Here is a 17,302-nt window from a genome sequence, read left to right as displayed (position 1 = left end):
TGTAGCTAGGGGACCAGGCTCTTCTGCAGCAGAAGTGTGTCCAGCCAGCGCTCGTGCTTGTAGCCGACGTTGCGCAGCAGTCCGGCGTCGGCGAAACCGCGGCGGCGGTGCAGGGCGGGGGAGGCGGTGTTGCGCTCCGGGTCCGCGATCACGGCGATCACCTCGCGGATCCCGGCCTCGCGGCAGTGCTCGAGGAGCGCGTCGAGCAGGACACCGCCCAGCCCGCGGCCCGTCGCCCAGGGTGCCAGGTAGATCGAGTTCTCCGCGGTGAGCCGGTAGGCCGGGCGGGTCTTCCACGGCGCGCAGTACGCGTACCCCGCGATCCGTCCGTCCACTTCGGCCGCGAGAAACGGCAGGCCGGCTCCGGTGATCGCGGTGAAGCGGCGGGTCCACTCGGACAGGTCGGGTGGGGTCAGCTCGAACGTCGCCGTGCTGGTCAGCACGTACTCCGCGTAGATCCCGGCGATGGCGGGCAGGTCCGCCCGGCTCGCCGATTTCACTATAGGAGAATCTGACACTACTATAGGATACATGGATCTGGGCGCGCTGGGCCGGCGCATTCAAGCGGCGCGGGCGGATCGCGGGCTGACGCTGCAGACGCTCGCCGACCGGTCGTCGGTCAGCGTCAGCATGTTGTCCGCGGTGGAGCGCGGGGCGAAGGCGCCGACGGTGGTGGTGCTCGACCACATCGCCGACGGGCTGGGGGTGCCGCTCACCGAGCTGCTCACCGAGCCGGTGCGGATGGTGGTGCGCCGGGCCGCGGAACAGGAGGTGGTGGACGAGCCGGGCGGCTGGCAGCGGACGATCCTCACGCCGGTCGTGCCGGGCGTGAACTTCGAGTGGATCCGCTCGACCCTGCCACCCGGCTGCGAGGCCGGCACGTACCCGCCCTACGCGGCGGGCTCGCACGAGTTCATCGTCGTGCAGTCGGGAACCCTGACCCTGACCGTCGACGACGACGTCCTGACCCTCGCCGAGGGCGATTCGCTCTACCTGGCGGCCGACGTCACGCTCTCCTACGCCAACCGCTCGGCGGCGCCGTGCACGTACCACGTGGCGGCGATGATCATGCGCCCGCGCCGGCCCGGCCTCGGCAGCCGAGGACGCTGAGCCCGACCGCATCGGTCAGCACGAGAACGGCCCGGCGCCGAAAGCGCCGGGCCGTTCCACCGAAACCGAGCAGGCGTCAGAACACGCCGAAGACCGAGACGCAGAAGCCCTCGCCGTCGAAGTTCTCCGCGAAGAACAGGCCCGTGACCTGCTCCCCCTGCTGGGTGCCGGTCAGGTCGCCGGACACCATGCTGTCGCTGGCGTTGTCGTAGGTCGGCGTCACGTTGGCGCGCTTCTCGGCCGCCTCGCGGGCGTCGTCCTTGTTGTCCTGCGTCGCGTCGGAGCAGACCAGCGCCGAGACGCCGGCCACGTCACCGGAGGCCATCTTGCGGAGGAAGTCCTCGACCATCGCCTTGCCCGCGGCGCCGCCGCTGCCACCGCCGCCGCTGGTGGACGACGAGGTCGGCTCGGACGAGCTGCTGCGGCTGCGCGACGACGAGCTCCGCGTCGAGGTCGTGTCCTCGCGCTCGCCCAGGTCCTTCCAGCACCACTTGCCGTTCTCCTTGGCCAGGTTGCCGACACCGTCGATGGTGCTGTCGCCGGCCTTGGCGGTGAAGTCGACGGTCGCGGTGTCGCCGGTCTCCTTGACCTGGCCCATCGTGATCGAGTCGACGTCGTTGACGTCGTCGATCGCGCTCTGCACCGACCGGTCGGCGTCCGCGCACTTCAACGCGGTCAGAGCCGTCTTGTCGTGCGCCCTGATCCCGTCGATCACCTGCTGCGCGACCGCCTGCGGACCGGAGCCCTTGTCGTCGCCGAGGAAGAAACCCGGCACCCAGAACCCGGTGATGCCCAGCGCCGCCAGCACGACGACGAGACCGACCGACAGGCCGATCCACAGCCCCTTCTTCGAGCCCCCGCCACCGGGCGGCGGCGCGCCGTAGCCGAACTGCGCCGTCTGCGGGTAGTTCGGGTCGTAACCCGGGTACTGCTGGCCGTAGCCCGGCTGCTGTCCGTACCCGGGCTGCTGGCCGTACTCCGGCTGGCCGTAGGGCTGCTGCCCCGGGTACTGCTGGCCGCCGTACTGCCCACCCTGCTGCGGAAAACCCCCGGACTGGGGGTAGCCGCCCGGCTGCTGCTGGCCGTACGGATCTGGTTGCTGCCCGTAATCCGGCTGTCCCGGCTGCGGTGGGTAGGTCATCGACGTCGCCCTTCCTGGATCGCTACGCCCTGCTCGGACGCATCGACGCCGAACCTGGTTCCCCCATGCCCGGACATCGCAACTGATCACCGGCATTCTGCCTGGCGACCCGGACAAACGCGAAGGAGGTTCCCCCACACCCCGGCGCGGGAGCCGCCGTCCGCGGTCAGTCCCGCGACGTGGCCATCACCTGCAGCCGGTCGTAAGCGCCGTTGAACACGTTCTGGTCGATCGGTGTCGACGAGTACTGCCAGAACGTGTGGATGCCCCAGTTGTACGGCAACGCGCCCACGGTGGAGGCGTACCGGGCGATCCACAGCGCGTTCGTCGAGGCGAACGCGCCGTCGACGCACTGGCTCCACCAGTTCGCGCTCGTGTAGATCACCGGGTAGCGACCGGTGCGGGCGTGGTAGGTGTCGCTGAAGTCCTTGATCCACGCGGTCATCGCGCTCTTGGACAACCCGTAACAGGTTGCGCCGTACGGGTTGTACTCCATGTCCACCGCGCCCGGCAGCGTCTTGCCGTCGGCCGACCAGCCGCCGCCGTGGTCGACGAAGTAGTCGGCCTGCGCGGCTCCGGAGGTGGTGTCCGGGGTCGCGAAGTGGTAGGCGCCCCGGATCATACCGATGTCGTACGAGCCGTTGTACTGCTGCGCGAAATAGGGGTTGGTGTAGTAGGTGCCCTCGGTCGCCTTCACATAGGCGAAGCGCTTCCCCTGGCCCCAGTGGGTCGCCCAGTCCACGTTGCCCTGGTGGCCGCTGACGTCGATGCCCTGGACCTCGGCGTCCGCGGTGTAGTTCCCGGCGGCGACGGACTGCGTCTCCGGCGTCGACCGGTCCCCCTCGACGCGCTTGATCTGCGAACCCATCGGGTGATCGTAACGAGCGACGTAGTCGTCCACCGGCGTTGCGGCCGCGGGAGCCGCGGCGGCCGGGGTCAGGGTGCCGAGCACGAGCGCGGCGACCGACGCGGCGGCGGCGGACGTGGCGAGCCGCCGCCATCTCTTGCGTGGAGCAGACATTGCGGAGTCCTTTCCATTGCCCTCGCGAAGGGCGGCCGGTGTGTGCAGGGAGACCGCCCAGGCGCCGATTCTTGATGACGACCGAGCGCCTTGTCACCAAATCCCGTGAATTTCCGATGACGGGTGGGTGAGTGGCGCTGTCGCCGAGTACGGACCGACTTTCGTCGTAACTCGACCGGATTACGACGTCAGTTGTTCGACGCGAAATTCCTGACCTGGTCGAGCGGACCGTTGAACAGGTTCTGGTCACCCGGCAACGCGCCGGAATCGGCGAACTGCCAGATGAACTGACGCGTCCACCCGGCGGGCAGCGGGCCGACCGTGGGCTGGTACCGCGCTATCCACAGGGGATTGTTCTGCGCGAACCCCGCGTTGTTCCCGGTGCACCGGTTCCACCAGTTCGTCGAGGTGTAGATGACCGGGTAGCGGCCGGTGCGGGCGCGGTAGGTCTCGGAGAAGTCCTTGATCCAGTCGCCCATCTTCGCCGCGTCCAGCCCGTAACAGGCATCGCCGTAGGGGTTGTACTCCACGTCCAGGGCCCCGGGCAGAGTCTTGCCGTCGGCCGACCAGCCACCCCCGTGCGCGAGGAAGTACTCGGCCTGCGTGCGGCCGCTGGAGACGTCCGGGCGCGCGAAGTGGTAGGCCCCGCGGATCATCCCGATGTGGTAGGAACCGTTGTACTGCTGGGTGAAACGCGGGTTGGTGTATCCGGTGCCCTCGGTGGCCTTGACGTAGACGAACCGGCCGCCCGCCCCCCAGGCGCCCGGCCAGTGCACGTCCCCCTGGTGACCGCTGACGTCGTGACCCAGCGCGCCGGCGTCGGCGGTGAACCGGGGCACGTCCCCCTTGCCCTCGTTGGCGACGATCTGCGAGCCGGCGAACGTGCCGTCCGCCTTCGAGTAGTCCGGTGTGGACGCGGCGGTCGGAACCGCCGCCCCGCACACGGCCGTCGTCCCCAGTGCGACGGACACGAGCAGCGTGCCCAGGCGCAGTTTCGAACTCCACAATGCCACGGCGACTCCCATCCTCCGATGGTCGTCACGATGCCTCTATGGAGCGCTTTTTGCGAGTCGACTTACCTCGAAAGCGTGATGTGACTGGCTTCGCCGCGCGGAATGTTTAGTCTTTTTGCTCCCGCTCGAGCGCCGCCACGAGGTGCTCGGCGGGTACGACGGCGGTCACCACGTCGTGCGGGTTGATCGCCACCGCGTGCCCGGCCAGCAGCGGCACCATGTCCCGGCCCAGCACGGCCCGCGCGTGCGGCCACTCCGGCGGGACCAGCGACTTCGACGTGTAGGCCGGCACGAGGACGCGCCCGTCGGTGTTGTGGAACCCGATGACGGTGCGTTGCATGGGGGCCAGCGCGTAGACGAACAGGGTCGCGTCGAGGATCACCGGCGGCAGGTCGGTGGCCGGCCGGTGGTTGGTCCGGACCAGCTGCAGCAGGCGTTCGAGGTCGTTGGACGGCTCCGGGAACCCCAGCGCCTTGGGCGAGGGGCGGTAGCGGTCGTTGGGGTGGAAGTCCTCGACGATGTTGCCGCTGCTGTTCACCGGGTACGCGCCGACGACCGCCCACGAGGGCACCGGCCCGTTGGGGTCGAACGCCTCGTCGATCACGTAGAGCCAGCTGTTCGGGTTCGCCCTGGCGTTGGCGCGCATCTCCTCGGTGATCTTGGGCTTGCCCGGCTTGTGCTCGGGCAGAGACTTGGGTACGAGCCGATCCGCTTCGTCCCGCTGCGCCATGGTGCGAACCCCGTTTTTCCGCGTCGCCGTGCTCGGTGTGCTCCCGTGCACTCTACTGTCTGATCATGCCCGCACCGCGTCCGGTTGACCCCGCCGAGTTGAGGAGAGCACTGCAGGCCGTTTCCGCTTGGTTGAGCGGAGAAGCCGAGCAGCCGGCCCGCCCCGAGCTGGCCGCGGCAGTGCGGTTGAGCCTGCGCACGCTGGCCCAGGACGCACCCGGCCGCAGCGTCGAGGTGCGGGTGCCGCCGTTCGCGGCCGTGCAGTGCGTCGAGGGCCCGCGGCACACCCGCGGCACGCCGCCGAACGTGGTCGAGACCGACCCGCGCACCTGGCTCGAGCTGGCCACCGGCCGTCTGGAATGGACGGACGCGGTGCGGGAGGGCCGGGTCACCGCGTCCGGGACCCGGGCCGACCTCGCGCACTGGCTGCCGATCGTGCGGCTCTAGGGTTTCCGGCCGACGCCGCCCACGATGCACTGGCGGACGAGGTTGAGGGGCTGGAGCCGCGGGCCGTCCGGCCACCAGTCGTCGCACAGGACCAGTCCCGGTTCGACCATCTCCAGGCCCGGGAACAGGGCCTGGATCTGCTCCCGCGTCCGGAACTTGCCGCTGCCCATCGGGCTGTGGACGAACTTGTCCTCCATCTTGCGGGCCAGCTCGCTGTGCTCCGGGGTCTCCGGGTCGAAGAAGTGCGCGATGGTGACGTAGGAGCCCGGCACGACGGCGTCGACGTAGGCGGCCATCTTGTCGCCGCCGTCGTCGCCCAGGTAGTGGTGCCAGGTGCCGACGTGCAGGATCGCGATCGGCCGCTCGAAGTCGAGGAAATCGCGGATCTCCGGGTGCCCGAGGATCTCGTCCGGCTGGAAGATGTCCGCCGCGACGAAGTGGGTGCGCTCGTTCTCCTCGAGCAGCGCGCGGCCGTGCGCGAGCACCACCGGGTCGTTGTCGACGTAGAGGACCTTGGCCTCGGGGTTGACCCGCTGCACGACCTGGTGGGTGTTCTCCGCCGTCGGCAGGCCCGAGCCGAGGTCGAGGAACTGGTCGATACCGGCCTGGATGGCCAGGAACCGGCAGGAGCGGATCAGGAAGTCCCGGTTGGCCCACGCCAGGTCGTTCACCTGCGGCGCCACGGTCCGGACCTGGGCCAGCACCTGGCGGTCGATCTCGTAGTTGTCCTTGCCGTTGAGCGCGGCGTCGTACACGCGGGCGATGCTCGCCCTGGTCGGGTCCACACCCACGGGGACAGCACTCGGATAGGGAGCGGTGGCACCGGTCATCGCGATCTCCCGGGCGATCGGAACGAAGGAACTGCGGGACCCACGTAGGGTAGGGGCACCACCGCGGCAGGTAAATGCACACCGCTCTTGACTGCGTCCTACCGCGATGTAAGTTGGATGGCTGGTGATTTCCGCGAGGAAGGGTCCTTGATGGCTCCCGTCGACCTCCCCGGCTCCGACCAGGGCACCGGCCCCACGGCTCGCCGGATGATCCTGGGTACCCAGCTGCGCCGGCTGCGGGAACGCGCCGGCATCTCGCGCGCCAGTGCGGCGTGGGAGATCCGGGCGTCGGAGTCGAAGATCAGCCGGATGGAGCTCGGCCGGGTCGGCTTCAAGGAACGCGACGTCACCGACCTGCTGACCATGTACGGCGTCCACGACGCGACCGAGCGGGACTGGGCCGTGCAGATGGTCAAGGAGTCCAACCAGCCCGGCTGGTGGCACCCCTACAACGACCTCGTGCCCAGCTGGTTCGACAACTACATCGGTCTGGAGGAGGCGGCTTCCCGCATCCGCACCTACGAGCTGATGTTCGTCCCCGGCCTGCTGCAGACCGAGCGCTACGCCCGCGCGGTGATCAGCCACGGCGACGCCGACCGCAAGGACGACGAGGGCGTGGAACGCAAGGTCGGCCTGCGGATGCGGCGCCAGAAGCTGCTCAACGGCCCGAAACCGCCGCGGCTGTGGGCGGTCCTCGACGAAGCGGTGCTGGAGCGCCCGTTCGGCGGCGCGGCCGTCCTCCGGGAGCAGATCGACCACCTGCTGGAGCTGACCGAGCTGCCCACCGTCGCGATCCAGGTCATCCCGTTCGACATGAGCGGGTTCGCCGCGGAAAGCGCCTTCTCGCTGCTCCAGTTCGCCGAGCCGGACCTGCCGAACATCGCTTACGTCGAGCACCTCAACGGCGCGTACTACCTGGAGCGGCCGGAAGACCTGGAGGTCTACGGCCGCGCGTTCGACCGGCTGACCGTCGACGCGGAAACTCCGGACCGGACGCGTCAGATGCTGCTCAAGAAGCGCGCCGAGCTTTAGACGAAATGGGTGACAACCGGTAGTTGAACCGGGCCAACTAGGCCAGTTTTGTCACCCGATCGAATTACCTACCCCGCGCCATTCCTTACCGTCCGAGCTGGGATTACCCTGCGGGATGCACGTGCATTTACGCGTGCAGTCCCGAGTGGTAATTTGACCGCTACCAAGCCAGTGCACGTGCATCTGCACCACGCAGATGCACTGACCCGGAAGGTTGGGGAAGTATGGCTGAGCAGTTCGTGAACGGTATGCCCGCGGGGGCCCTCACGGGCGCCACCTGGCGCAAGAGCTCGCGCAGCGGCGCGCAGGGCAACTGCGTCGAGTTCACCCGCCTGTCCACGGACGAGTACGCCGTCAGAAACTCCCGCTTCCCCGAAGGGCCAGCACTCATCTACACCCGCGACGAGATGGTCGCCTTCCTCGCGGGTGCGAAGGACGGCGAGTTCGATGATGTCCTCAACTGACACCGCCCGCGCCCGCGACAGCCGGACGATCGACGACCGGCTGCAGGACCTCATCACCCGCGGCTACCAGTTCGTGCACCCCCGCGACGCCAAGGGCGCCGTGATCGCGGTGGTCGGCGTCCGCGCGCACGACGCGGTCATCGACGTGGTCCGGCTCAACGCCGAGGACGACGTGGTCGCCACCCGCATGCCCGGCGACGAGGACGACATCCTCGCGCCCCGCACCGTGCTGTGGCGCACCTCCGGCGCGGCCGGGGCGGTGCTGGACGAGCTGCTGGCCCTGCCCGACGACGAGGCCACCCCCGGCGAGAACGCCCCCAAGCGCGGTGGGTGCTGGGTGGCCACGGGCGCCGGCCGCGCGACCTGGCTCGCCGCGAGTTGAAGCCACTCCCACGAGGGGGAGTCGGCGCCCCGTGGCCAGTGGCCAGCGCCACTGGCCACGGGGCGTCACTTCGATCGTCCACGACCTACACTTGAGTAGGCCTGCCCTCGTCTCCAGGGAGCACTTTCGTGGTGTCCGACCACATCGACGACCAGCCCGAACGCGAACCGCGAGAAGAGTGCGGGGTCTTCGGTGTCTGGGCCCCCGGTGAAGAAGTCGCGAAGATGGCCTACTACGGCCTGTACGCGCTCCAGCACCGAGGGCAAGAAGCCGCCGGCATCTCCGTCTCGGACGGCAAGCAGATCGTGGTCTTCAAGGACCTCGGCCTGGTCAGCCAGGTGTTCGACGAGCAGGTGCTCTCCTCGCTGCAGGGGCACATCGCCGTCGGGCACTGCCGTTACTCCACCACCGGGTCCTCGACCTGGGAGAACGCCCAGCCGATGTTCCGCCACACGGCGACCGGCAGCGGTATCTCGTTCGCCCACAACGGCAACCTGGTCAACACCGCCGAGCTGCGGGACCGCACCCGCGCGGCCGGCCTCAAGCCGCACCGCGACCTGACCGGCTCCTCCAGCGACTCCGACCTGGTCGTCGGACTGCTCGCGGACGCCGCCGCGGACCGCGGCACCGAGGCGGCCGCCCTGGAGCTGCTGCCCACCCTGCGCGGCGCGTTCTGCCTGGTCTTCGCCGACGAATCGACCCTATACGCGGCCCGCGACCCGCACGGCGTGCGCCCGCTGGTGCTCGGCCGTCTCGAGCGCGGCTGGGTGGTCGCCAGCGAGACCGCGGCGCTGGACATCGTGGGCGCGTCGTTCGTCCGCGAGGTCGAGCCGGGCGAGCTGATCGCGATCGACGCCGAGGGCCTGCGGTCCTCGCGCTTCGCCAACCCGGAGCCCAAGGGCTGCGTCTTCGAGTACGTCTACCTGGCCCGGCCGGACACCTCGATCGCCGGCCGGAGCGTGCACGCCACCCGCGTCGCGATCGGCAAGCGGCTGGCCCAGGAGAACCCCGTCGAGGCCGACCTGGTCATCCCGGTTCCCGAGTCGGGCACACCCGCGGCGATCGGGTACGCCCAGGAGAGCGGCATCCCGTACGGCCAGGGCCTGGTCAAGAACGGCTACGTCGGCCGCACCTTCATCCAGCCCTCGCAGACCATCCGCCAGCTGGGCATCCGGCTGAAGCTGAACCCGCTGCGCGACGTCATCCGCGGCAAGCGGCTGGTGGTGGTCGACGACTCCATCGTGCGCGGCAACACCCAGCGCGCGCTGGTGCGGATGCTGCGGGAGGCCGGTGCGCTCGAGGTGCACGTCCGGATCGCGTCGCCGCCGGTGCGCTGGCCGTGCTTCTACGGCATCGACTTCGCCTCGCGCGCCGAACTGGTGGCCAACGGGGCCGACCTGGAGGGCATCCGGCGGCTCATCGGCGCGGACTCGCTGGCCTACGTCTCGCTGGACAGCCTGGTCGCGGCGTCGGAGCAGCCCCGTTCGCGGCTGTGCTCGGCCTGCTTCGACGGCCAGTACCCGATCGCGCTGCCCGACGACGCCCTGATCGGCAAGCACCTCCTCGAAGGCATCGACTCCGCCGATGCGGGCGCCCGGACCGTCAGCCAGGCCGGGTACGGTGCTGAGGATGCCGTCCGGCGTCCGTGAGTTCCGTCGAGTTCAGGAGTCCGCTTGCCGTGAGCGAGTCCACCAGCGCCACCTATGCCGCCGCCGGCGTCGACATCGAGGCCGGTGACCAGGCCGTCGAGCTGCTCAAGCCGCATGCGGAGCGCGCCAGCAGGCCCGAGGTGCTGGGCGGGGTCGGCGGCTTCGCCGGGTTGTTCTCGCTCAAGCTGGACCGGTGGAAGGAGCCGGTGCTCGCTTCTTCCACCGACGGAGTGGGCACGAAGATCGCCGTCGCGCAGGCGCTCGACAAGCACGACACGGTCGGCATCGACCTGGTCGCGATGGTCGTGGACGACCTGGTGGTCACCGGGGCCGAGCCGCTGTTCCTGCAGGACTACATCGCCGTCGGCAAGGTGGTCCCGGAGAAGATCGCCGCACTGGTCGCCGGCATCGCCGAGGGCTGCGTCCAGGCCGGGTGCGCGCTGCTGGGCGGCGAGACCGCCGAGCACCCGGGCCTGATGGGCGAGCACGACTACGACATCTCCGCCACCGGCGTCGGCGTGGTCGAGGCGTCCGAGGTGCTCGGGCCGGAGCGGGTCCGCCCCGGTGACGTGGTCATCGGCATGGGCGCGTCCGGCCTGCACTCCAACGGCTACTCGCTGGCCCGGCACGTGCTGCTGGAGATCGCGCGGATGCCGCTGGAGGGGCACGTCGAGGAGTTCGGCCGCACCCTCGGCGAGGAGATGCTCGAGCCGACGCGGATCTACGCGAAGGACTGCCTGGCGCTGGCCGCCGAGGCCGACGTGCGCACGTTCGCCCACGTCACCGGCGGCGGGCTGGAGGCCAATCTGGCGCGGGTCATCCCGGCCGGGCTGCGCGCCGAACTGGAGCGCAGCACGTGGACGCCGGCGCCGGTGTTCGCGCTGATCCAGCAGCGCGGCAAGGTCGAGCGGGCCGAGATGGAGAAGACGTTCAACATGGGCGTCGGCATGGTCGCGGTGGTCGGGTCGGAGGACGTCGACCGGGCGCTGGCCGTGCTCACCGCGCGGCACGTGCCCGCGTGGGTGCTCGGCGAGATCCGCACGAGCGAGGACACCGGCGCGCCGCGCGCGGTGCTGAGCGGTGACCACCCCCGGTTCTGATCTGCACGTTTCCCGGCGGCTGGTGATCCCGGCCGCCGAGCTGCGCGAACGGTTCTCGCGCTCGTCGGGACCGGGTGGGCAGGGTGTGAACACCACCGACTCGCGGGTCGAGCTGTCCTTCGACGTGGCGCGTTCCCCGGCGATCCCGGACGACCTTCGGCCGCGCCTGCTGGAGCGGCTGCGGTCCCGGCTGGTGGACGGGGTGCTGACGATCGCCGCGAGCGAGTACCGCGCCCAGTTGGCCAACCGCGAGGCGGCCCGCGAACGCCTGGTCGCGGTGCTGCGGTCGGCCTCCGCGCCCCCGCCCCCACCCCGGCGCCCCACCAAACCGTCGCGGGGCGCCAAGGAGCGGCGGCTCGCGGAGAAGAAACGCCGGGGCGACGTGAAGCGCGGCCGCCGGGGCCGGTTCGACGACTAGCCGATCCGGTCCCGGGACCACCCGTACCGACCCCGTACTTCGCGCGGCCGCAGCAGCTTCCGCACCAGCTTTCGATGATCGCCGATGGCGAACGGTCACCCCGCCGAAGTCATGGTCCACAACGTTCTACAACGACCACTGACGGTCCCGCGCCGGCCGGCCTCCCGGACGCACGGCATCGGCTAGTCCAGGCAGAACTCGTTGCCCTCGGGGTCGGCCATGACGATGTGCCCGAACGCGAGCGGGGGCTCCGGCTCGAACCGCTTCAGGCGCGTGGCGCCGTGCGCGACGAGCCGTTCGGCCTCCGCTTCCAATGCCGCCATCCGCTCCTCGCCCTGGAGTCCCGGGGCGGCGCGGACGTCGACGTGCAGCCGGTTCTTCACCTGCTTGCCCTCCGGCACCCGCTGGAAGAACAGCCGCGGGCCGGCGCCGTCCGGGTCGACCACCGCCGACGCGGCGTTGCGGCGCTCGGGTGGCACACCCATCGCCTCCAGGGCCTGCTCCCACGAGTCGAAGCCCGGGGGCGGGGCCTGCAGCCGGTAGCCGAGGGCCTCGGCCCAGAACTCCGCGAGCCGGCCCGGGTCGGCGCAGTCGAACGTGACCTGGACTTCGCGCGCCATCTCAGCTCGCCCCCCGCCGGGTGTGCAGGTAGAGGTCGCGCAGCAGGCACACCTCGGACAGGTGGTGGATCAGCTCGCGGTTGATGTGCAGCACCAGCGCCCCCATCGGATACCCGGCGAACGGCCCCTCCGCCTCGCCGGCCGGACGCGCGAGCCCGGCTTCGCCGAGGGATTCCACGCCATCCACCCAGGCGGCGTATTCGGCGTCGAGCTGGGCCAGCGCGTCCTTCGCGGTCGCCGCGTACTCGAAGGACTGGTAGTCGGTCGGGGTGCGGCCGAAGTGACTGGCGTTGCGCATCGCGAGCACGCCCACGATCACGTGCCCGAGACGCCACGCGATCGTCGTGAACGGCGCCGGGTCGGGCTGCGGGAACGCGAAGTCGATGGTCATCGCTCCGGATCCGGCCTGCACCGGCGCGGTGCTCGTGCCACGGGGGCGCACGTTCCACGAGCCGGGCGCCGGTTCCCAGAAGTACTCGTCGTCGGTGAGACCCTCCAGGCGGTCGCGCAGCTGGTTCGTCCAGTGCCAGGTGATCTGCTCGCGCAGCAGCGGGTTCCAATTCATGAGGTCAGCCTGGCGCAGATAGCGGACAGCTTCGTTCCGCGATCTGTGGAACGCTTCCGGCATGAGCGTGGAAGCGACCACCGAGCGGGTGTTGCGGCTGCTGGCGCTGCTGCAACGGCGGCCGTCGTGGACGGCTGCTGAACTGGCCGCGGAGCTGGGCGTCACGGACCGGTCGGTGCGGCGGGACGTGGAGCGGTTGCGTGCGGTCGGCTACCCGGTGCAGGCGACGGCGGGGGTCGGCGGCGGGTACCAGCTGGGTGCGGGCACCCGCCTGCCGCCGCTGCTCCTCGACGACGAGGAGGCGATCGCGACGGCGGTTTCGCTGCGGATGGCCTCGGGCGGCACGATCGCCGGCGCCGGCGAAGCGGCGCTGCGGGCACTCGCGAAGCTGGACCAGGTGATGCCGCCGCGGCTGCGCGCGGAGGTGCGGGCGGTGCAGGGCGCGACCGAAACCCTCCTGCGCCCCGGCGTCGAGATCGACGCCGAGCTGCTGATGACGCTCGCGCGGGCCTGCCGCGACGCGGTGCGGGTGCGGTTCCGGTACACCGCCCGCCGCGGCGACGAGGAGGAGCGGACGGTCGAGCCGGTGCGGATGGTCGCCACGAACCGCCGCTGGTACCTGATGGCGTGGGACACCGGCCGCGACGACTGGCGCACCTTCCGGCTGGACCGGATGCGCGAGGTGGCGGCCACGACCTGGCGGTTCCGGCCGCGGGAGCACCCGGACCCGGTGACGTACGTCCAGCGGTCGGTGACGGCGGCGCCGTACCGGTACCTGGCCCGGGTGCGGCTGCACGCGACGGCCGGCGAGGTGCGGGACCTGGTGCCGCCGCAGGTGGGGCGCGTCGAGGACGACGGCGACGGGTGGTGCGTGCTGACCGCCGGCGGGGACGAGCTGGACTGGCTGGCCGTGCACGTGGCCCGGCTCGGTTTCGAAGCGGACGTGCTGGAGCCGCCGGAGCTGCGGGACGCGGCGGCCCGGCTGGCGCAGCGCATCGCCGCGATTGCCGACGCCCCCGGCGAACGGTGACCGGCCGCGCCGGTACTACCTGGCCAGTGCGAGTGCGCTCTCCAGCAGGCGCTGGAGGTGCAGGCCGCGGTGGACGTCGCAGGGGTGGGAGGTCGTGCCGGTGTCGATCATCGCCGCGAAGTCGTCCAGCAGCGCGGTGTACGACTGACCCGCGCCGCCCTCCTTGCGGCCCAGCGTGCGGTACCCGTGCTCGCCGTAGACGGCCACCTCGGTGACCGTCGGGCGCATCGGCAGCCGCAGCGACAGGGTCGCCGAACTCAGCGCCCCGCCCTCGTGCTCGAACACCACGTGCCACAGGTCGTTCGGGCCGCGGTGCGCGGAGGCCACCCGCCGGATCGTGCCGAGCGCGGCGTCCAGCAGGTCGAACGCGTGCGGGCCGACGTCGGCCAGCGTGCCGCCGTCCTCCTGGCGCCACGGGGACGCCGAGTACGGACCGCCGAGCAGACCGCCGGACAGCCACCGCACCCCGCCACCGGTCCAGCCGCCCGTCGCGGCGAGACCGGCCAGCCAGTCCCGGGTGGACGTCGCGTAGCGCAGGGTCAGCACGACCAGGCTCGCGACACCGGCCGCGGACACGGCGTCCGCCAGCCGCTCGGCGCCCGCGACGTCCGCCGCGACCGGTTTCTCCAGGATCACGTGCTTGCCGGCCTTGACCGCCTCGACGGCCAGCTCCGCCTGCAAGGCCGGCGGCACCGCGAACGCGACCGCGTCGACCTGGCCGAGCAGCTCGTCCAGGCTGGTGCACACCTCGGCGTCGTAGGGCCGGGCCAGCTCCCGGCCGGCCTCAGCGCGACGGGTGAACACCGCGGTCATCCGGGTCGAGGGGTGGTCCGCCAGTCCGGGCGCGTGCACGGTGCGGGCCCACGGACCCGCGCCGACCAGCCCGACGCGCAGTGGCTCGTCCACGATCAGCTGTAGGAGTGGAAGCCGCGGCCGCTCTTCTTGCCGAGCAGCCCGGCGTCGACCATGCGCAGCAGCAGCGGCGGCGGCGAGTAGAGGGGTTCCTTGAACTCCTCGTACATCGACTCCGCGATCGCCTTGACGGTGTCCAGGCCGATCAGGTCGGACAGGCGCAGCGGACCCATCGGGTGCGCGGTGCCCAGCTCCATGCCGCGGTCGATGTCCTCGGCCGACGCGAAGCCGGACTCGACCATCCGGATCGCCGACAGCAGGTACGGCACCAGCAGCGCGTTCACGATGAACCCGGCGCGGTCCTGCGACCGGATCACGGTCTTGCCGAGCGCGCCGGTGACGTGCTCGTCCGCGCGCTTGATCGTCTCCTCGCCCGTCAGCAGCGACGGCACGAGCTCGACCAGCGGCAGCACCGGGACCGGGTTGAAGAAGTGCATGCCGACCACCTGCTGGGGGCGGCCGGTGGCCATGCCCAGCTTCATGATCGGGATGGAGGAGGTGTTCGAGGCGAAGATCGCGTCCGGCCGCTCGACGATCTTGTCCAGCGAGCGGAACACCTCGACCTTGGCCTGCTCCTGCTCGATCACGGCCTCGATCACGAGGTCGCGGTCGGCGAAGGAGCCGACGTCGGTGGTGAACGTGAGCCGCCCGAGAGCCGCGTCGGCGTCCTCGGCGGTCAGCTTGCCCGCCTTCACCGCACGCTGCAGCGACTTCTCGATGCGGGCCCGCCCGGCGTCCAGCGCCGGCCGGCTCACCTCGGTGACCGCCACGTCCGCACCGGCTCGTGCGTGCACCTCGGCGATCCCGGAGCCCATCAACCCGGCTCCGACCACGCCCACCCGTTGGATGTCCGCCATCGCACCTCTCCAACTTCGACGCTCGACGAGGCATGACACAGCACACGAGGGCGGGTTCCGGTCCGGGCCGAACCCACCCTCGTGTGCTGGTCAAACGTCAACGACGGTAGTCGTCGTACTCGTCGGCGTACGGGTCGTACGGGTCCTCGTACTTCTCGTCCTCTTCATGAGGATGAGAATTCGAAGACTGTCCTGACAGCTCGCGCTGAAGCGCAGCGAAATCTGTGTCGGGAGTGCTGTACTTGAGCTCTCGCGCCACCTTCGTCTGCTTGGCCTTGGCCCGGCCGCGCCCCATGGCTCGACCCCCTCGCACAGGGAACGGGGCGGCCGGGGGAATCGGCGGCCCCGCATCGTCTCGACAATTGGTTCCTGGTGACACCGTACCCTGTCCGAGGGGTGCAACGCGACGTGGCTTCGTGTGCTTGTCACGACAGTCCCCCCGATTGGACCGGTCGGTGGTCGCGGCCCGGTGCCGACGTGCCACGATTCAACGGTGCTCCGACCGTTCGTGGCCTACCTCCGGGTGTATGAACCCCTGTCCGCGTTCGGCGATCCTCCTCCCGCCCAGCTGCGGAGGGCGGTCGAGCAGGCGCAGCTGACCCGCGCGGCCGCCGCCGAGCGCGAGCAGCTCATGTGGCTGAAGTCACAGACCACCAGCCCGGTCCGGTTGCTGCCGGGCGAGTTGCCCGGCGGGCGTGCGCTGCCCAACCTGGACGTGCTCCTCCTCGACCCGGCCGACGTCCCGACGGACACCGGCGCGACGGTCGGCCCCGGCCCGCTCGTGTGCCCGCTGGAGGTGCGCGCCCGCTCGGCCGCCGCGCTGGTGAGCTTCCTCGGCGACGCGCACCCGTCACTGCACTCCGCCGTGATCGACTCGATCGGGGTGAGCGAGGAGAAGCTGAAGGCGAGGGCCAGCTCGGCGCTCGGCGACCTGCCCCAGGCCGCGGTGCACGTCCTGTCCACCACCTGGACCGTGCCGCTGCCGTGGTTCGCCCTCGTCGACCCGAAGCACCGGCGGCTGAACCTGGGCTCGGGCCCGGAGGACCCGGCGCGCGAGGTGTCGTGGCGCGTGGCGATGAGCGACGCGACCCAGCGGGTGACCGAGGCGCAGGAGCTGGTGGAGGAGACCCTCGGCGACTCGGGCCCGGCGCGGATCCTGGCGGAGACCGCGCGGTGGCTGACGAACTTCGACCCGGCGTCGGCGGTGGAACTCGACTACGGCGGGCTGGTGCAGCTGATCGCCGACCCGATCCTGGAGTCCGACACCAGCGCCGAAGAGGTGCACAGCATCATGGACGCCCTGCGCTCCGGCGATGTCGAGCAGATCGCGGAGCTGTTCACCGGGCTGCGGGACCACTGGTCCGAGCTGGCGGCCCGGGAGCACTTCAACTAGGCGTCGTCGGCGCGCTCGGCGGCCAGGAGGTCGTCGACGCTGGCGGAGCCCTTCGCGTAGCGGGCGGCGATCTCGGCGTTCAGCTGGTCGACCACGTCCTGCACCTCGCGGCGCCGCCGGGACACCGAGGCCTCCTCGCCGCGGTAGTCGTCGAGGGTGGCGGCCAGCTTCTCGTCGGACAGGGCGCCCACGTCGGTCAGGTCCGCGTTGCCCACCAGCGCCTCCGCCTGGCGCCGGTACTCTCCGGCGCGCGAGGGCTCCAGCTGCTGGTACCGGCCCGAGCCGCGGGCGGGCCGCAGCGCGTTGTCGGACAGGATCGCGGCCAGCTGGTCGACGATGCTGCCGCCACCCGAGCGGCGACGCTCCTGCTCGGCCCGCACGATGTCGATCCGCGCGTGCAGCAGACGGCGCAGGTAGGAGAGATCGGTCTCCTCCTGGGCAGCCTCGTCGCGGCGCTCGCGCAGCTGCCCGAGCGACAGGTCGGCGAGGCCCCGCACGTAGCCGGGGTTCAGGACACGGTCGATGCGACGGCGCCCGCCCGGCCGGACTTCGATCACCGGGACATAGTGCTCCATGCCCGGCCCCGGCG

At 70.9% G+C, this 17,302-nt stretch carries 22 protein-coding genes; 10 read left to right on the top strand and 12 right to left on the bottom strand.

Annotation, left to right across the window (positions count from 1 at the left end; all coding sequences use genetic code 11):
• Window positions 1-5: 5 nt before the first annotated feature.
• Window positions 6-533, bottom strand: coding sequence for a GNAT family N-acetyltransferase (locus FB470_RS11990; protein ID WP_306991100.1), 528 nt, complete (start codon window positions 531-533; stop codon window positions 6-8).
• On the opposite strand from FB470_RS11990, the gene FB470_RS11985 reads away from it, so the two are divergent.
• Complete coding sequence (locus FB470_RS11985) at window positions 532-1,110, top strand: helix-turn-helix domain-containing protein (RefSeq protein ID WP_306991098.1); 579 nt, start codon at window positions 532-534, stop codon at window positions 1,108-1,110. The two genes, FB470_RS11990 and FB470_RS11985, sit on opposite strands and share 2 nt — an antisense overlap.
• A 76-nt stretch (window positions 1,111-1,186) precedes the next feature.
• Here the strand turns inward: FB470_RS11985 and FB470_RS11980 are convergent, their stop codons facing one another.
• The 4 genes from FB470_RS11980 to FB470_RS11965 all read right to left on the bottom strand — a co-directional run bounded on the left by FB470_RS11980 (window position 1,187) and on the right by FB470_RS11965 (window position 5,015).
• Complete coding sequence (locus tag FB470_RS11980; protein WP_306991096.1) at window positions 1,187-2,251, bottom strand: hypothetical protein; 1,065 nt, start codon at window positions 2,249-2,251, stop codon at window positions 1,187-1,189.
• 166 nt (window positions 2,252-2,417) lie between these two features.
• Window positions 2,418-3,272 carry a lysozyme gene (locus FB470_RS11975; RefSeq protein WP_306991094.1) on the bottom strand — a complete coding sequence of 285 codons (855 nt, stop codon included), beginning with the start codon at window positions 3,270-3,272 and terminating at the stop codon, window positions 2,418-2,420.
• A gap of 188 nt (window positions 3,273-3,460) precedes the next feature.
• Window positions 3,461-4,297 carry a lysozyme gene (locus tag FB470_RS11970; RefSeq protein WP_306991092.1) on the bottom strand — a complete coding sequence of 279 codons (837 nt, stop codon included), beginning with the start codon at window positions 4,295-4,297 and terminating at the stop codon, window positions 3,461-3,463.
• 94 nt (window positions 4,298-4,391) lie between these two features.
• Entirely contained in the window at window positions 4,392-5,015 is a 624-nt protein-coding gene (locus FB470_RS11965; protein WP_306991091.1) for a type VII secretion system-associated protein, read from the bottom strand.
• A 65-nt stretch (window positions 5,016-5,080) separates the two neighbouring features.
• Here FB470_RS11965 and FB470_RS11960 point away from each other — a divergent pair, with 65 nt between their 5' ends.
• Window positions 5,081-5,461, top strand: coding sequence for a sterol carrier family protein (locus FB470_RS11960; RefSeq protein ID WP_306991090.1), 381 nt, complete (start codon window positions 5,081-5,083; stop codon window positions 5,459-5,461).
• Here FB470_RS11960 and FB470_RS11955 read toward each other — a convergent pair.
• Complete coding sequence (locus FB470_RS11955) at window positions 5,458-6,291, bottom strand: SAM-dependent methyltransferase (protein ID WP_306991089.1); 834 nt, start codon at window positions 6,289-6,291, stop codon at window positions 5,458-5,460. The genes FB470_RS11960 and FB470_RS11955 overlap by 4 nt on opposite strands.
• Before the next feature lie 150 nt (window positions 6,292-6,441).
• On the opposite strand from FB470_RS11955, the gene FB470_RS11950 reads away from it, so the two are divergent.
• From FB470_RS11950 to arfB, 6 genes are all read left to right on the top strand, one after another.
• Window positions 6,442-7,323: a helix-turn-helix domain-containing protein gene (locus FB470_RS11950; protein ID WP_306991087.1), complete on the top strand. Its 882-nt coding sequence runs from the start codon at window positions 6,442-6,444 to the stop codon at window positions 7,321-7,323.
• A gap of 224 nt (window positions 7,324-7,547) precedes the next feature.
• Window positions 7,548-7,787: a DUF397 domain-containing protein gene (locus FB470_RS11945; protein ID WP_306991085.1), complete on the top strand. Its 240-nt coding sequence runs from the start codon at window positions 7,548-7,550 to the stop codon at window positions 7,785-7,787.
• Window positions 7,774-8,169, top strand: coding sequence for a hypothetical protein (locus tag FB470_RS11940; RefSeq protein ID WP_306999217.1), 396 nt, complete (start codon window positions 7,774-7,776; stop codon window positions 8,167-8,169). The genes FB470_RS11945 and FB470_RS11940 overlap by 14 nt, the downstream gene beginning before the upstream one ends.
• 128 nt (window positions 8,170-8,297) lie before the next feature.
• Window positions 8,298-9,818 (top strand): amidophosphoribosyltransferase, encoded by a 1,521-nt coding sequence (gene purF, locus FB470_RS11935; protein WP_306991084.1) that lies wholly within the window; start codon window positions 8,298-8,300, stop codon window positions 9,816-9,818.
• Window positions 9,819-9,847: 29 nt separating this feature from the next.
• A complete protein-coding gene (purM, locus tag FB470_RS11930; protein WP_306991083.1) occupies window positions 9,848-10,918 on the top strand; it encodes a phosphoribosylformylglycinamidine cyclo-ligase in 1,071 nt (356 codons plus the stop codon).
• Entirely contained in the window at window positions 10,899-11,336 is a 438-nt protein-coding gene (gene arfB, locus FB470_RS11925; RefSeq protein WP_306991082.1) for an alternative ribosome rescue aminoacyl-tRNA hydrolase ArfB, read from the top strand. Before purM ends, arfB begins: the two co-directional genes overlap by 20 nt.
• A 182-nt stretch (window positions 11,337-11,518) precedes the next feature.
• Here the strand turns inward: arfB and FB470_RS11920 are convergent, their stop codons facing one another.
• On the bottom strand, window positions 11,519-11,956 hold the full coding sequence (locus FB470_RS11920; protein ID WP_306991081.1) for a VOC family protein: 438 nt from the start codon (window positions 11,954-11,956) through the stop codon (window positions 11,519-11,521).
• A gap of 1 nt (window position 11,957) precedes the next feature.
• Entirely contained in the window at window positions 11,958-12,521 is a 564-nt protein-coding gene (locus tag FB470_RS11915; protein ID WP_306991080.1) for a DinB family protein, read from the bottom strand.
• Between the two features lie 61 nt (window positions 12,522-12,582).
• Here FB470_RS11915 and FB470_RS11910 point away from each other — a divergent pair, with 61 nt between their 5' ends.
• Window positions 12,583-13,551, top strand: coding sequence for a helix-turn-helix transcriptional regulator (locus FB470_RS11910; protein ID WP_306991079.1), 969 nt, complete (start codon window positions 12,583-12,585; stop codon window positions 13,549-13,551).
• A 15-nt stretch (window positions 13,552-13,566) separates the two neighbouring features.
• Here FB470_RS11910 and FB470_RS11905 read toward each other — a convergent pair whose 3' ends face one another.
• The 3 genes from FB470_RS11905 to FB470_RS11895 form a co-directional block, all read right to left on the bottom strand.
• Complete coding sequence (locus tag FB470_RS11905; RefSeq protein WP_306991078.1) at window positions 13,567-14,457, bottom strand: Gfo/Idh/MocA family protein; 891 nt, start codon at window positions 14,455-14,457, stop codon at window positions 13,567-13,569.
• A 2-nt stretch (window positions 14,458-14,459) separates the two neighbouring features.
• Window positions 14,460-15,320 (bottom strand): 3-hydroxybutyryl-CoA dehydrogenase, encoded by an 861-nt coding sequence (locus tag FB470_RS11900; RefSeq protein ID WP_306991077.1) that lies wholly within the window; start codon window positions 15,318-15,320, stop codon window positions 14,460-14,462.
• 97 nt (window positions 15,321-15,417) lie between these two features.
• Window positions 15,418-15,615 carry a DUF3073 domain-containing protein gene (locus FB470_RS11895; protein WP_306991076.1) on the bottom strand — a complete coding sequence of 66 codons (198 nt, stop codon included), beginning with the start codon at window positions 15,613-15,615 and terminating at the stop codon, window positions 15,418-15,420.
• Window positions 15,616-15,813: 198 nt separating this feature from the next.
• Here FB470_RS11895 and FB470_RS11890 point away from each other — a divergent pair, with 198 nt between their 5' ends.
• Complete coding sequence (locus FB470_RS11890) at window positions 15,814-16,713, top strand: hypothetical protein (RefSeq protein ID WP_306991075.1); 900 nt, start codon at window positions 15,814-15,816, stop codon at window positions 16,711-16,713.
• Here FB470_RS11890 and FB470_RS11885 read toward each other — a convergent pair.
• A complete protein-coding gene (locus FB470_RS11885) occupies window positions 16,710-17,270 on the bottom strand; it encodes an RsiG family protein (RefSeq protein WP_306991073.1) in 561 nt (186 codons plus the stop codon). The genes FB470_RS11890 and FB470_RS11885 overlap by 4 nt on opposite strands.
• Between the last annotated feature and the right edge of the window lie 32 nt (window positions 17,271-17,302).

This window comes from Amycolatopsis thermophila, from assembly GCF_030814215.1.
GTDB lineage: Bacteria > Actinomycetota > Actinomycetes > Mycobacteriales > Pseudonocardiaceae > Amycolatopsis_E > Amycolatopsis_E thermophila.
Note: the sequence above shows the minus strand (reverse complement) of the source record. Positions and strands in the feature narration are given on the sequence as shown.

Excerpts from the sequence above, each read along its gene's own strand:
- FB470_RS11945 (WP_306991085.1), top strand. The coding sequence starts at position 7,548 with ATGGCTGAGCAGTTCGTGAACGGTATGCCCGCGGGGGCCCTCACGGGC.
- FB470_RS11985 (WP_306991098.1), top strand. The coding sequence starts at position 532 with ATGGATCTGGGCGCGCTGGGCCGGCGCATTCAAGCGGCGCGGGCGGAT.
- FB470_RS11960 (WP_306991090.1), top strand. The coding sequence starts at position 5,081 with ATGCCCGCACCGCGTCCGGTTGACCCCGCCGAGTTGAGGAGAGCACTG.
- FB470_RS11975 (WP_306991094.1), bottom strand. The coding sequence starts at position 3,272 with ATGTCTGCTCCACGCAAGAGATGGCGGCGGCTCGCCACGTCCGCCGCC.
- FB470_RS11910 (WP_306991079.1), top strand. The coding sequence starts at position 12,583 with ATGAGCGTGGAAGCGACCACCGAGCGGGTGTTGCGGCTGCTGGCGCTG.
- FB470_RS11900 (WP_306991077.1), bottom strand. The coding sequence starts at position 15,320 with ATGGCGGACATCCAACGGGTGGGCGTGGTCGGAGCCGGGTTGATGGGC.
- FB470_RS11940 (WP_306999217.1), top strand. The coding sequence starts at position 7,774 with ATGTCCTCAACTGACACCGCCCGCGCCCGCGACAGCCGGACGATCGAC.
- FB470_RS11980 (WP_306991096.1), bottom strand. The coding sequence starts at position 2,251 with ATGACCTACCCACCGCAGCCGGGACAGCCGGATTACGGGCAGCAACCA.
- FB470_RS11895 (WP_306991076.1), bottom strand. The coding sequence starts at position 15,615 with ATGGGGCGCGGCCGGGCCAAGGCCAAGCAGACGAAGGTGGCGCGAGAG.
- FB470_RS11970 (WP_306991092.1), bottom strand. The coding sequence starts at position 4,297 with ATGGGAGTCGCCGTGGCATTGTGGAGTTCGAAACTGCGCCTGGGCACG.
- FB470_RS11920 (WP_306991081.1), bottom strand. The coding sequence starts at position 11,956 with ATGGCGCGCGAAGTCCAGGTCACGTTCGACTGCGCCGACCCGGGCCGG.
- FB470_RS11965 (WP_306991091.1), bottom strand. The coding sequence starts at position 5,015 with ATGGCGCAGCGGGACGAAGCGGATCGGCTCGTACCCAAGTCTCTGCCC.
- FB470_RS11915 (WP_306991080.1), bottom strand. The coding sequence starts at position 12,521 with ATGAATTGGAACCCGCTGCTGCGCGAGCAGATCACCTGGCACTGGACG.
- FB470_RS11955 (WP_306991089.1), bottom strand. The coding sequence starts at position 6,291 with ATGACCGGTGCCACCGCTCCCTATCCGAGTGCTGTCCCCGTGGGTGTG.
- FB470_RS11990 (WP_306991100.1), bottom strand. The coding sequence starts at position 533 with ATGTATCCTATAGTAGTGTCAGATTCTCCTATAGTGAAATCGGCGAGC.
- FB470_RS11950 (WP_306991087.1), top strand. The coding sequence starts at position 6,442 with ATGGCTCCCGTCGACCTCCCCGGCTCCGACCAGGGCACCGGCCCCACG.